General features: G+C 71.1%; 9 protein-coding genes and 1 pseudogene. 7 read left to right on the forward strand and 3 right to left on the reverse strand.

Annotation, left to right across the window (positions count from 1 at the left end; all coding sequences use genetic code 11):
- Positions 1 to 4: 4 nt before the first annotated feature.
- A complete protein-coding gene (locus OG611_RS37415; protein ID WP_266430696.1) occupies positions 5 to 322 on the reverse strand; it encodes a hypothetical protein in 318 nt (105 codons plus the stop codon).
- A 369-nt stretch (positions 323 to 691) separates the two neighbouring features.
- On the opposite strand from OG611_RS37415, the gene OG611_RS37420 reads away from it, so the two are divergent.
- The 4 genes from OG611_RS37420 (at position 692) to OG611_RS37435 (ending at position 5,282) form a co-directional block, all read left to right on the forward strand.
- Positions 692 to 2,089, forward strand: coding sequence for an APC family permease (locus OG611_RS37420; protein WP_266430699.1), 1,398 nt, complete (start codon positions 692 to 694; stop codon positions 2,087 to 2,089).
- 235 nt (positions 2,090 to 2,324) lie between these two features.
- Positions 2,325 to 3,404, forward strand: a complete 1,080-nt coding sequence (locus OG611_RS37425) for an NAD(+)/NADH kinase (protein ID WP_266430702.1) — start codon at positions 2,325 to 2,327, stop codon at positions 3,402 to 3,404.
- Positions 3,405 to 3,481: 77 nt separating this feature from the next.
- Complete coding sequence (locus OG611_RS37430) at positions 3,482 to 4,135, forward strand: HD domain-containing protein (protein WP_266430705.1); 654 nt, start codon at positions 3,482 to 3,484, stop codon at positions 4,133 to 4,135.
- A gap of 274 nt (positions 4,136 to 4,409) precedes the next feature.
- Entirely contained in the window at positions 4,410 to 5,282 is an 873-nt protein-coding gene (locus OG611_RS37435) for an EamA family transporter (RefSeq protein ID WP_266430708.1), read from the forward strand.
- 27 nt (positions 5,283 to 5,309) lie between these two features.
- Here the strand turns inward: OG611_RS37435 and OG611_RS37440 are convergent, their stop codons facing one another.
- Positions 5,310 to 6,326 carry a LacI family DNA-binding transcriptional regulator gene (locus tag OG611_RS37440; protein WP_266430711.1) on the reverse strand — a complete coding sequence of 339 codons (1,017 nt, stop codon included), beginning with the start codon at positions 6,324 to 6,326 and terminating at the stop codon, positions 5,310 to 5,312.
- Positions 6,327 to 6,538: 212 nt separating this feature from the next.
- Between OG611_RS37440 and OG611_RS37445 the strand changes: the two genes are divergently transcribed.
- The 3 genes and pseudogenes from OG611_RS37445 to OG611_RS37455 form a co-directional block, all read left to right on the forward strand.
- The gene (locus OG611_RS37445; protein ID WP_266430714.1) at positions 6,539 to 9,904 is read left to right on the forward strand and encodes a glycosyl hydrolase; all 3,366 of its coding nucleotides are present in this window, start codon (positions 6,539 to 6,541) and stop codon (positions 9,902 to 9,904) included.
- A gap of 97 nt (positions 9,905 to 10,001) precedes the next feature.
- Positions 10,002 to 11,684, forward strand: coding sequence for a hypothetical protein (locus OG611_RS37450; RefSeq protein WP_266430716.1), 1,683 nt, complete (start codon positions 10,002 to 10,004; stop codon positions 11,682 to 11,684).
- A gap of 101 nt (positions 11,685 to 11,785) precedes the next feature.
- Positions 11,786 to 12,214, forward strand: a pseudogene (locus OG611_RS37455) (phosphotransferase); the annotation flags it as partial.
- Positions 12,215 to 12,363: 149 nt separating this feature from the next.
- Here the strand turns inward: OG611_RS37455 and OG611_RS37460 are convergent.
- Positions 12,364 to 12,954, reverse strand: coding sequence for a lytic polysaccharide monooxygenase (locus tag OG611_RS37460; RefSeq protein ID WP_266430718.1), 591 nt, complete (start codon positions 12,952 to 12,954; stop codon positions 12,364 to 12,366).
- Positions 12,955 to 13,005 lie beyond the last annotated feature (51 nt).

Below are 13,005 nucleotides of genomic sequence, written 5' to 3' on the forward strand. Positions count from 1 at the left end.
GGCGTCACTCCTGGGCGGGCTCCGCCGCCTGCTCCCGGGCGGGGCGGGGCGGCACGGGAACGGTGGCCGCCTCACCCTTCCGGACCGCCTGCACCACCGCATCGTGCAGGCGACGGCTGTCCTCCTCCGAACAACACGGCACGGGACTGCCCGACATGGTGAACCAGTCGATCGCGCCCGTGTACTGCACGGTCACCTGGGCCAAGTCATCCGCCCAAGTCGTGTGAACGGTCAGGTCCCCGGACAGGACACCGACCTCCTCCGTGAGCACGCCACCGTGCCCGGAGAACACACCGCAAGTCGTCCACGACGCCCAAGCCATGACTCCAGGCTGGCACCAAGACCGCGGATGCGCGACCTGCGGGCTCCGCGTCCCGACCGCGCCCCGGGCGCCCCGCCCGTGCGGGAGGCCGCCCCGCCCTTCCGGATGCTGGATACGGGGGAAACTTTCCATCGGGCCGGGCTGCGGTTCCCGCACCCGCCGATCCCCGGACTATGACGCGTTGTTAACGCCAAATCGTCGGATCGGCTCCTCGGAACAACGAATTCCGAAGGTGAACACCTCTTGACCTGCGGAACACGTCAGGATTGCATGTCGCGCTGGGAGCGACGAAACCACTCACCACGTCCTCGTCTGGAGGCGATACCGCTCCCGTGCTCAGACACCGCACCTGTTGATCGGAACCGCACGATGACCGAAACGCTCAGCGCTCCCCAGGCGCTCGCCCCAGCGACCGGCCCCACTCCACAGAAGCTCAAGCGTTCCATCGGCGTCGTGGGCGGAACTCTGCTCACGCTCTCCTGCGTGACGCCCGCCTCGACCCTCTTCGTGGTCGTCCCGGACCTGTTCTCCAGCCTCGGCACGTACACCGCCCTCACGATCGCCATCGGCTCGCTGCTCTGCATCGCGGTCGCCTTCTGCTACTCGGAGCTGGGCACGCTCATTCCGAGTGCCGGAGGCGAGTACGCCATGGTGTCGACCATGGCGGGGCGGCTCGCCGGGTGGCTCGTCTTCGTGCTCTCGCTGCTGGTCGTGATGATCGTGCCACCGGTCATCGCGATGGGAACGGCCGACTACCTCGCACCCATCGTGCACATTCCGGCTCCCGTCGCGGGTGCCGGCGTCATGGTGCTCGCCACCCTCGCCGGCCTCCTCGACCTGCGCGCCAACGCGTGGATCACCGGAATCTTCCTCGTCCTCGAAGTGATCGCGGCAGGTGTCGTCGCCGTTCTCGGCTTCGCCCACTCCGAGCGCGGTGCGTCGGCGCTGGTGCACGGGGCGGTCGCCTCGCCGGGCGGCACGAGCACGACCGTCACCGCGATGATGGTGGTCTCCGGTCTCGCGATCGCGCTCTTCATCACCCAGGGCTTCTCCACGGCGGTCTACCTCTCGGAGGAGCTGGAGAACCCGCGGCGCAACGTGGCCCGCACCGTGCTCGCCACCCTCGCCATCTCCACGGCGGTCATCCTCGTCCCGGTCATCGCCATCACGCTGGGCGCCCCGGACCTGGAGGCCCTGACCTCGGGCGACCTCAACACCATGGTCGCCGCCTGGTCCAACTCGGCCGTCGGTACCTTCGTCAGCCTCTGCGTCGCCCTCGCGATCATCAACGCGGGCATCGTGATGGTCATCCAGAACTCGCGGGTGCTGTTCGCCTCCGCCCGTGACAAGGCATGGCCCGCGCCGATCAACCACGCCCTGTCCCGACTCGGCCGGTTCGGGTCCCCGTGGGTCGCGACCCTGGTCGTCGGCGTTCCCGGAGCGGCGCTCTGCTTCGTCAACCTCGACACCCTGTACGGCGTCACCGGCGTATCCGTCACCGCCATGTACCTGCTGGTCGCCGTCGCGGCCCTGCTCTGCCGCCGCGGCACGCACCGCGAGGCGCCGGCCTGGCGCATGCCGCTGTGGCCCGCGATCCCCGTGCTGCTGATCGCCGTGCTGGCGTACATCCTGACCCAGCAGGAGACCGAGTACCTGCTGTGGACCGGCGGGATCACCGCGGTCGCCACGCTCTACTGGGCGCTCTACCTGCGACCCCGCCGGGATACCCGCTGGCTGGTCAGCATTCCGGAGGACGCGCAGTCCTGACCCGGACGTGTTCCGTGCGGTGCCCGGCCCGCCGGTGGAGATCATCCGCCGGCGGGCCGCTCCCGTGCCGCCCGCCACGCCCCGGTGCGGGGAGCCCGGATCCGGCCATCCGGGGCCCGTCACCGGACCCGATCGCCCGACCGGGCGCGGTGTCGGCCCGGCGACGGGCGGACACACCCCTGATTCCCTCACAGTGGGGTGAGGGCGTCGTCGGAACACGGGGAGTCGTGGCGGGATGAGTGTCGAGCGGGTCGGAGTCGTCGTTCACCAGGGCCATCCCGAGGCCGTCGTCGCAGCGAGCGTCGTACGCGGTTGGTGTGCCCGCGAAGGCATCCCGTGCACGGACATCGACGTGTGGCGCGACGACGAACGCAGGCGCGGCGGGCGAGAGGAGGCCGATGTCGCGGGCAACCCCGATCTCATCGTGACGCTCGGCGGCGACGGGACGTTCCTGCGCGGCGCCAGGATCGCCGCCAAGAACGACGGCGCCGTCCTCGGGATCGACCTGGGCCGTGTCGGTTTCCTCACCGAGGTGCCGGCCGGCGACGTGGTCCGGGCGCTCGACGCCGTGCACCGGGGCCGGGCGGAGGTCGAGGAGCGCATGACCCTGACCATGCGGGCCTCCCGCGTACTCGAAGTGCCCCCGGACATCGATGCCCTGATGGGTTACGGGCGGCGCCCCATGCTGCCGCCTCCCCAGGTCGCCCTGGACGAGGAGGCCGCGGCGGAGGGCTGGGGCGTGGCGCTGGACGTCACCGCGCTCAACGACGTCGTCGTGGAGAAGCTCGCCCGCGACCGGCAGGTGAGCCTCGGCGTCTACATCGGTGGCCGCCTCCTCGCCTCGTACTCGGCCGACGCGGTCATCATGGCCACGCCCACCGGCTCGACCGCCTACAGCTTCGCCGCAGGCGGTCCGGTGGTCTCACCGCGCATGGACGCCGTCCTCTTCACGCCTGTGGCGGCGCACATGACCTTCGACCGCACCGTGGTCGCCGCGGCCGACGAACCGATCGCCGTACGGGTCCTGCCGCACTCGGGCCAGGGCGCGGTGACCATCGACGGGCAGCTGCGCGGCGTGCTGGACGCCGGGGACTGGCTCGGGGTGTACGCGGCACCGCGCCGTCTGCGGGTCATCAGGCTCGGCCCGCACGACTTCTACGGGCGGCTGCGCACGCGCCTGCGCCTCACGGACGCGCCGGCCACGGCGGCCGACGGGGAGAGCGCGCCGCTCTTCCGACCGGATGGACCGGTCCCGCACGACCTGGCCCATCTCCATCTCTCCCCGGCGGACAGGGACGGGGCGGCCGGTGCCTGACCGCGCCGGGTTCCACCCGCTTCCCGCCGGGGGACCGGGGCCACGAGGCCGAAGTGCCGTACGACAAAGGAGTTCCCATGCCCAGCAGTGCCGATCTCCCCGCCTTCACCACCGTGACGGTTCCCGACACCGAACTGGCCTCGGCCGCGACCCAGTTGGTGCGTGACACGACCGACGACCTGATCTACCACCACTCCCGCCGCGTCTACTTCTTCGGCGGGCTCCAGGGACACAACGGCGGGCTGGGCTTCGACCCGGAGCTCCTCTACGTCGCAGCCATGTTCCACGATCTCGGTCTCAACGAGGAATTCCGCGGCAGCGGTCGCCGGTTCGAGGTGGACAGCGCCGACGAGGCACGGCGATTCCTGCAGAGCCGCGGTGTGCCCGAGGACAGCATCCGTCGCGTCTGGACGGCCATCGCACTCCACACGACGCCGGGAATCCCGTCGTTCATGGAGCCCGAGGTCGCACTGGTGACGGCCGGTGTGGAGTACGACGTACTGGGCATCGGGTACGACGACATCAGCGAAGCGGACCGTGCGGCGATCGTCGCCCTCCACCCCCGCCCCGACTTCAAGCGGCGCATCCTCAGGGCCTTCACCGAAGGCATCGAACCCAAGCCGGACACCACGTTCGGCAATGTGAAAGCCGATGTCCTGGAGCGTTACGCACCCGGGTTCGAGCGTGGCAACTTCGTGGACACCATCCTGGATTCCGCCTGGCCGGAGTGACGCGGACGAGCAGCCCCCATGACCTGGTGGAGACGGCACCCGTCGATATAGTTGGCGCCTGCAGGAAAGTGACCGTGCAGAGGGGGCCGGTGCGGGATCAGCGAGCTCGGCCGCAGCGTCATCGCGCTCTTCGCACGGCTCACCGTGCCGGTCAAGTGGGCGTGTGCCCACCGCCGATGGCGCCGGTGGGTACCTCGGTGACGTGGGCGGTCCGGCCGTCGAACGGCTCCGCACCCTCCGCCCGTTCCTCCGCCACCCACGGAAAGGCCATGCGATGCCGGCCGTCCTCGTCCTGCTGCTCTCCGGAACCTGGCTGCTCTCCGGCGCCCTGGTCACCGGGACCGATCCGCTGATCGTCGCCGTGGGCCGAACCGCCGTGTGCTGCGCGGTGCTCACCGCCGTCGCCGCCTCCACCGCCGACGGCCGGGCCGACCTGCGCCGGGCCGCCGCCAGGCCGGGCACCGTATGGCTGCTGGGCCTGCTCGGATTCGCCGGGTACGCGGCAGGGACCCTCCTCGCCATCCCGCGCATCGGAACCTCGCTCACCAATCTCGTCGTCGCGCTGATGCCGTGTGCCTCGGTGGCGGTCGGCGCGATGTTCTTCGGCGAACGGTCCGGGCCGCGCAAGGTGGCGGGGGCGGCACTCGCCTGCGCGGCGGCCGCCGGATACGCGGCGCTCGGCGCGGACGCGGGCGATGCGGACGGGATGGGGCTGCTGCTGGTGGCGGCGGCGACCGTGGCCTTCGCCGTGTACGGGTTCCTGTACCGGAAGCGGCTGTCGGGGCTGCCGCCGCTCGCCGTGCTGCCCGTGCTGCTCGCCGCCGCCACCTGTCTGCTGCTCCCGATGGCCCTGCCCGCGCTGATCGCCCGTCCGCCGACACCCGTCGCGATCGGCGGCACAGTGGTGCTGGGCGCAGCCGTCTACGCGCCGGCCTACCTCGTGCAGCACCGGCTCATCCTGCTCCGCGGGCCGGTCTTCACGGCCGCCGTGCAACTGGCCGTTCCCTTCACCGTGCGGCTGGGCGACTGGGCGCTCGACACCGCGCCCGCGCCCTCTCCCGCAGAGCTGCTCCTCCTCGCTGTGTGCTGCGGGGGCATCGCGCTCGTCACCGTCCAGCCGCAGGCCCGACTCGCCGCCGCCGAATGACCGCGGGACCGTCGGGGCCGGACCGGCTCAGGCCCCGGCCTGATCCCCGACCGTCGTCGCGCCGACCACCAGCGTGCACGGGTGGGCGTGCATCCCGGGAGCGTCGCGCCCGTCGGCCACCTGGGCCGCTGCGGCGGCGCCCAGCGCGGCCAACCCCATGTCGACGGTGGTGAGATGGCGGGTGCGCTGGCCGCTGATCACGTACTCCCAGTTGTCCACGCCGACCAGTGCGACATCGTCCGGGACCCGCCTTCCCGACTCCAGCAGGACCGACTCCACGCCGAGCGCGATCTGGTCGTTGCCACAGAAGACGGCGTCGAACCGGGTGCCGGAATCGATCAGCCGACGACAGGCGGTGACCCCCCAGGCCCGGCTCCAGTCGCCCCGGAGCGTGCCGGTCGCGGGGGAGAGCCCGGCTTCGGCGAGCGAAGAGAGCAACCCCTGCTCACGTCCCGTCGTGGCGGTGTCGGCCGCCTCGCCGGTGATGTGCGCGATGCGTCGCCTGCCCAGCGACAGTAGGTGCTCGCCCGCCAGCCGGCCGGCCATCCGGCTGTCGGGGACGTAGCAGGAATCGCCCTCCCGGTCGGTGAGCCCGAACGCGTAGGCGACCGGAACGGAGAACTCGGCCGTGACGGACCGCATTTCGGCCCGGAGGTCGTCGCCGAGCACCAGCAGTCCGTCGACGCGCCGGGCCTGCAGCCTGCGGACGCTGTCGGCCATCGAGTCCGGGTCGAAACTCGTGTCGTAGAGGAGGCAGGCCTGTTCCCGGCTGCCGAGGTGGGTGAACGCCCCGACCAGTACCGGCTCGGTGAAGGCTCCCCGGGCATTCTGGGCGAGGATGCCGATCGTGCGGCTGCGCCCCAACGCGAAGGACTGCGCCAGGGCGTTGGGGCGGAAGTCCAGCCTGCGCGCCGCCTCGGCTATGCGTGATCGCGTCGCCGTCGAGACCCGGCCGCCGCCGTTCAACGCCCTCGACGCCGTGGAGAGCGAAACCCCGGCGACCGCCGCGACATCGCTCAGTGTGACCCTGCCTCGTTCCGACATGGCATCAGCCTATCCATGGTGCGCAACTGCTTGTGCGATTACGTCGGTTACTGTGCGAACCCTTGACAGGGTCTGTTTGCGGGACCAGTCTGTGCCGCGTTTGAGCAAGCGGTTGCGCAACGGCCCGGAGCCGCATCGGGCTCAGTCCGTCCACGTTCTCCGCAGAGATTCCGCGCAGCACCCCGCGCCCGATGATCAGGGAGTTTCACGCCATGCGACATCGACCACGCAGACGCCTGTCCCGCGCGGCGGTGGCCTTCTCCACACTGCTGGGCCTGCTGGCCTTCGGCCCGGCCGCCGCCTCCGCAGAGAGAGCCGGATCCACCGCCACGCGCACCAACGACTCGGCAACCGCCGTGTTCGGCAAGACACTTGAGGTCCGAGACGCCACCATCGACGCGTCTCCCGGCAGCGACGAGGCGAGCGCCAACGTCAAGACGTACGGCGACCGCGACTGCTGGGAGATCGGCCCCGGCCGCCCCAGCCAGTACCTGTACGTCACCGTGGACGCCCGCCTCAAGCACGAGGGGGCGAACCACGCGGCCGTCGACATCGACTACTTCGACGCGCCCGGAGCCAAGTTCGCGCTGGTCTACGACGCGGGCGCGAACCCGTGGAGCACCTCACGGATCGTGAAGACCACCGGCACCAACACCTGGAAGACCGCGCACTTCTACATCCCCGACGGAGCGTTCGCCGGCGGGCAGTACGGCCGGGACATGCGCATCGCCTCCTGGGCGCAGGACATGGGATCCAGTGAGAAACCGGTCTGCTTCGCCCGCTACGCCTTCGCCCCGTCCCCGGTCGACACCGATGACGTACAGATCGACGTGACCACCCCGGGCAACCTCTTCGACCCGGGCGTGCGGGCGACCTTCGGAATCCTCTCCGCCCGCGACCGCACCGTGCCCTGGAGCGTCCGCGACTACCGGGGCCGCACCGTGCGGCAGGGCGCCGCAGCCATCGACCCGGCCACCCGCGAGGGCGCCGTCGATGCCGGTGAACTCCCGGTCGGCTACTACACATTGACGCTTCGGGGGACCGCCGCGGACGACGCCCCGGTCGCCCGTACGGCCGGCTTCGCGGTGCAACACCCCGGCCCCGACCCGAAGCGCACCACCGACTCCTTCTTCGGCATCAACCACCACCACCGCTCCGCCCCCGGCGACGCCTGGGACGACAGCACCGGGCTCGCCGCCCGCGCCGGTGCCGACGCACTGCGCGTCGACTCCGTCTACTGGAGCAGCATCGAGCACCCCAAGGGCGAGTATCAATGGCCCGAGGCCAGCGAACGCGTCACCGCGGACTTCGGCGCACGCGGCCAGAACGGCCTGATGCTGCTGGGCTTCGGCAACTCCGACTACGGCAACATCCCGAGCACCGACGAGGCGTACCAGGCGTTCGGGAAGTACGCCGGAAAGGTCGCGGAGAAGGCCGGCGGCCGGATCGAGTCGCTGGAGGTCTGGAACGAGTACTACGGCGGCTTCTCCAACGGCGTGTGCTCGCAGAGCGCGAAGTGCTACGCCAAGATGCTGGCCGCCGCGTACTCGGGGGTCAAGGCCGCCGACCCGAAGGTCACCGTGGTCGGCGCCTCGTCGTTCAAGGTGCCCCTGGACTGGTTCGAGGAGCTTTTCAAGCTCGGCGGGCTCAAGCACATGGACGCGATCTCCATCCACCCCTACCGCGCCCCGGGCGACCCCGAGGGCGTCGAGCTCGACATCGCGGGCCTCAAGCGGCTGATGCGTCAGTACAACGACGGCAGGGAACTCCCCATCTGGATCACCGAGCAGGGCTGGACCTCCGCCGACCGGGACGGCATCGGCGTCAGTGAGCAGACCCAGGCACAGGCCACCGCACGAGCCCTGCTGGAGGCCAAGGCCGCAGGCATCGCCCGCTACTACTGGTACGACCTGATCAACGACGGCAACGGGCCGAGCAACGGGGAACACAACTTCGGCCTGCTGCGCAAGACGGGCCCGGAGGCCAACGGGCTCAACCCGAAGCCCGCCTACCTCGCCTACTCCACCGTCGCCCGCGAACTGACCGAAGCTGGGTTCACCGGACGGCTGCGCACCGGCGACGGCGACCTGCACGCGTACACATTCAGGTCCGCGTCCGGCTCGCCCGGCGGCGGCTCGGTCACCACGGCCCTGTGGAGCAGTGACCGCACCGGCAAACCGGTCCGGGTGCGGACCGGGAAGCCGGTCACCGTGGTGGACATGCTCGGCTCGGAGCGGGTGCTGGAGCCGGTGAACGGCTGGGTGCACCTCACGGCCACCGGCGCCCCGGTCTATCTGCGGTCCGCGGTCGACAAGGTGGAGGAGTCACCGCTGCTTTCGCTGTCCGCACCGAAGGACATCGTGGCGGGCGCGGACGTTCCGGTGACCGCGACACTCGACAACCGCGCCCCGGGCCACGGCGAGGGGGCATCGATACACAAGCGCACCGCGGTCTTCGAGATCGAGGGCCGGCGGGTCACCGTCTCGGCGGCGCCCGGCCGACGGGCCGGCGCCGTGCTGAAGGTCCCGGCCGGTGACACGCCCGGCAGCCGTGGCCTGGCCGCGGCGGTCACCCTCGACGGGAAGCGGGCCGGCGCGGTCGCGACCGGCACGGAGGTGACGACGGAGCCGGTGACGGTCGACGTGTCCCCGGAGATGTCGGTGAAGGGCGCGGCCCGCACCGACCGGCTGGCGGTGACCGTCACCAACCACTCGCCGGACGCGCCGGTCCGGGTGACCGGGATCGACTGGTCCTTCGGCGACCGCAGCGGAACCATCGCGGGCCGCGGCACAGGCGACGGCGATACCGTCCCGCCGCTCGCCACCCGCACCTTCCGCGTCACCGTCGACGGAGCCTCCCCCTACGCCGTCCAGCCCGTCGGAGTGACCGCGAGATTCGCGGACGGACGCACCGCACACGACAGCGACTCCTTCGGCTTCAGCCCGATCGCCAGGGCCACCCCGCACCTGGTGGACGGCAAGCTCGCCGGTCTGGGCAACGCCCCGAAGGTGGACCTCTCCGAAGTCGGCTCGTACAACGGCATCGAACCCTCCGTCGCCGACGGTGACATGTGGGCGACCTGGGACGACAGGAACCTCTACGTATCCGCGGTCGTCCGGGAGAAGGACCATCGGACGGCACGGAAGGTGGCCTGGCTGCCCGCCGGCGACAGCATCGGCATCGGGGTCCAGCCGGGCAAACCCGGTGAAGGGCTGGGGCGTTGGGGGGCCGAGTGGTACATGCTCTACGCAGGCGACACCGTGGCGGAGGGGCCGGGTGTCTTCGTCGAATCCCTCCCGAGGGACTACCCGGTGGGATCCGTGGAAGGTGCCGATGTCCGGGTGGCCCGCGACGAGGAGGCCGGGACGACGACCTACCTGGTCGCCGTGCCGTGGAAACGGATCGCCCCGCTGTCGCCCGAGGACCCCTCGTTCTCGCTGACCCTGACCGTCAACAAGAACGACGGTGTGCAACGGGACAACTACCGCTCGCTCGGTCTGGACGGATGGCAGACCTGGGGCGACGGGCTCAACAACTGGAAGCTGGTGCGCTACCAGCAGGTGCAGCTGACCCGCTGACCTGCCCCGGCCGGTGGGTGCCGCGACATGCGACGCCCACCGGCCGTCGTTCCCGACAACCGGCACGTCGAATCAGCAGCGAGAGGGCGAAACCACCATGACCAACACCTCCATCGGCACGGGCGAAGCGGCCGGCTCCCGGCGCCGCGACCGGGCAGGTCTACGACGGCGCTCACCTTTTGCCCGCGTGCCGGTTCTCGCTCTCGCGCCGGCCCTCGCACTGACCCTGATCGTGGCCCTCCCCCCGTCCGCCCCCGCCGCGACGCACACCCTGTCGGTCACCTCACCGAGCCTGATCTTCCAACGGGGCCAGGGTGCCGTGGAGTTCGGCTCCTCGGCGGCCTCGGTCTCCTGGACGGTCACCGATGAGCAGGGCACCCGGGTGCGCGGCGGCACCAGCTGGCTCTCCGGCGGGAAGGCCACGATCCCCGTCGCCGACCTCGCCCCCGGCTACTTCGAACTCACCCTGCACGCGGGCTCCTCCACCGACCCGACCGACCTGCGCACCTCGTTCGCCGTCATCGAACCGGTGCCGGACAGTGTGATCGCCCCGGCCTCGCCGTTCGGCGCCGCCGTGCACATCGGACGCGCCGGCTGGGGCCTCGATGTGCTGGACGAGGCACGGAAGACAGGCATCGCGCACATCCGCGAGGACGCCTGGTGGGACCGGTTCGAGACCGCGAAGGGCAGTTACGCCTTCCCGGCCGCCTTCTCCACCGAAATGGCACGCGCCCGCGCGCTGGGCATCACCCCGCTCATCATCGCGAACGGCGCCAACCCCCTGTACGACAAGGGTCATACGCCGAGCAGCCCCGAAGGCGTCGCGGCCTTCGGGAAGTTCGCCGCGGCGGTGCTGAAGCAGTACGACCGGAGCAACGTCGAGGTGCTCAACGAGTACAACGGCGGCACCTTCAACAACAGCGCCTGCGGGACGAGCGCCGCCTGCTACCTGGAGGTGCTCAAAGGGGTCCACCAGGCCGTGAAGGCCGCGGACCCGGGCGTCTCGGTCGTCGGCCCGGCCACCATCGGCATCGGCAACTGCGTGCGCGCAGACGGCACCAAGTGCTTCGCGCCGGACCTGATCGACCGCGGTGGACTGAAAGCGATGGACGCGTACAGTGTCCACCCCTACCACTACCCGGGCGGACCGGAGTGGCTGGGCAGCTCCGGCGACACCATCGCCGGCCTGCGGCAGCGGATCCGCGCAGCCAACGACGGCAAGGACAAGCCGATCATTCTCAGCGAGATGGGCTGGCCCACCGACACCGGTCACGGCACCACCGAGCGCCAGCAGGCCGACAATCTGATCCGGCTCTACGCCATCGGCCTGGCCAATGGTGTGACCCGGGTCTACTGGTACGACCTGGTCGACGACGGCAGCGACCCCGCCAACAAGGAACACAACTTCGGCATGCTCCGGCAGCCCGTGACCGCCACCACCGCGAACCCGGTCTCGGTCACAGCCAACGCGCCCAAACCGGCCGCGGTCGCCCAGGCCGTGGTGGCCCGGATGCTCGGCGGCAAGACCTACGAGGGGAACGACGGCCTGACCGCACCGGCCTACTCCGTCCGCTTCACCGGCGGCGGCACGACCCGCGTGGTGTGGGCCACCACAGCCCGCAACCTCACGGTGTCGGCGACCGGCCCGGTCACCCTGGTCGACTCCTGGGGCCGACGCTCCGTCGGGCAACCGACGGACGGCCGCTTCGCTCTGGAGGCCGGTCCGTCACCGGTGTTCGTCGAGGGCCCCGTCACCGGCGTCGCAGCGGCAACGCCGTAGCGACGCCGGTCGGGAAACGGGTGGACGGGCGAGTGCCGGGCACGCTGTGATGGCCGGTACTCGCCCGCCGTACGGAGCGGGCCGGAGGCAGGAGCCGGTTCTTGACCGTCGAGCGATCGGTGAACGTCCGCCCCGCTATCGATACCGCACTCGTCGGACGCCTGGTCGACACACAGTGCCCCCAGTGCGCGGGGCTGCCGCTGAAGCAGCTCGACCCGGCCGGATCGGACCATGTGATCCACCGGCTCGGTGAGGAACTGTCCGTCCGGCTGCCCCGCCATTCCGGGGCCGCCCGGTAGGCCCGGAAGGAATCCGAGTGGCTGCCCCGCCTCGCCCCGGGCCTACCGTCGGCCGTCCCGGTGCCGGTGGTCGAGCTGGCGGGGTTCCTGGCCGCCCTTCAGCGCGCCGCGCCCGGTGAGGACCACGAGGGCCTGACCGTACGGTCACTGGCCGACCGGGACCGTGCGCCGCGGGCCGCCATCGCGGAGGTCGACGGCACGTTCGACGCTGCGGCCATGACCGGGCTGTGGCACCTCGTACGCCGCAGGCAACCCCCGGGTCGCCGCGCAGACCGCCCGCCAGATCACCGAGGCCCTGATCGGACAGGACGAGCTCCGCCACCCGGGGTGGTGGGCCCACCGCCCCGGGCAGCGGAAGTCGTACGGGATGCGGACCCGGTTCAGAAGGTGACATCCGAGCAGGCGTGGAACGCGTTGCCGGTGTCGGCGATCGTCCAGACGCCGAGGATCAGGTGCTTGCCCGACTTCTGCGGCAGGACCCCGGCATGGGTCACGGTGGATGCCGGCAGGCGGCCGCCGAAGGGCGCGGTCAGGAAGGGCTGCGGCTCCAGGTCGGCCCGGGTGAGGGGCTTGGCGGGGTCGTACCCGTCCTTGGTGATGTAGTAGCGGAAGTCGGTCGTGGCGTGCCGGGCCGTGATGCGCCAGCGGAAGGTGTAGCTCTGCCCACCGGTGACCTGCGTCGCGGGCCAGGCGCCGCCGCGCGGGTCGTCGAGCTCGGAGAACCGGTCGTTGCCGCCGGCGCAGATCGTGCCGTCGACCGGGCCGCGGGCGGGGAAACCCTTCGGGCCCTCGACGCTCGGCGGCTCCCACTGGATCTGGCCGCAATTGCGCACAGTACCGTCGCCGCAGAGCTGCTGACGGCTGACGGGAGCATCGGTGTAGCCGTGGCTCTGGGCGCTGCCGGTGGTGACGAGGAGGGAGGCTCCGGCGATTCCGAGGCCGAGAACGAACGAGGTGATCCTGCTGCGCATGCTTCGCTCCTGAGGGAGGTGTGGGGGCGCTGCGAACGAGTGGGGAGGGCG

The sequence above is a fragment of the Streptomyces sp. NBC_01363 genome (assembly GCF_026340595.1).
Taxonomy (GTDB): domain Bacteria; phylum Actinomycetota; class Actinomycetes; order Streptomycetales; family Streptomycetaceae; genus Streptomyces.

Coding starts and splice junctions, on each gene's coding strand:
- OG611_RS37415 (WP_266430696.1), bottom strand. CDS start 322: ATGGCTTGGGCGTCGTGGACGACTTGCGGTGTGTTCTCCGGGCACGGT.
- OG611_RS37420 (WP_266430699.1), top strand. CDS start 692: ATGACCGAAACGCTCAGCGCTCCCCAGGCGCTCGCCCCAGCGACCGGC.
- OG611_RS37425 (WP_266430702.1), top strand. CDS start 2,325: ATGAGTGTCGAGCGGGTCGGAGTCGTCGTTCACCAGGGCCATCCCGAG.
- OG611_RS37430 (WP_266430705.1), top strand. CDS start 3,482: ATGCCCAGCAGTGCCGATCTCCCCGCCTTCACCACCGTGACGGTTCCC.
- OG611_RS37435 (WP_266430708.1), top strand. CDS start 4,410: ATGCCGGCCGTCCTCGTCCTGCTGCTCTCCGGAACCTGGCTGCTCTCC.
- OG611_RS37440 (WP_266430711.1), bottom strand. CDS start 6,326: ATGTCGGAACGAGGCAGGGTCACACTGAGCGATGTCGCGGCGGTCGCC.
- OG611_RS37445 (WP_266430714.1), top strand. CDS start 6,539: ATGCGACATCGACCACGCAGACGCCTGTCCCGCGCGGCGGTGGCCTTC.
- OG611_RS37450 (WP_266430716.1), top strand. CDS start 10,002: ATGACCAACACCTCCATCGGCACGGGCGAAGCGGCCGGCTCCCGGCGC.
- OG611_RS37460 (WP_266430718.1), bottom strand. CDS start 12,954: ATGCGCAGCAGGATCACCTCGTTCGTTCTCGGCCTCGGAATCGCCGGA.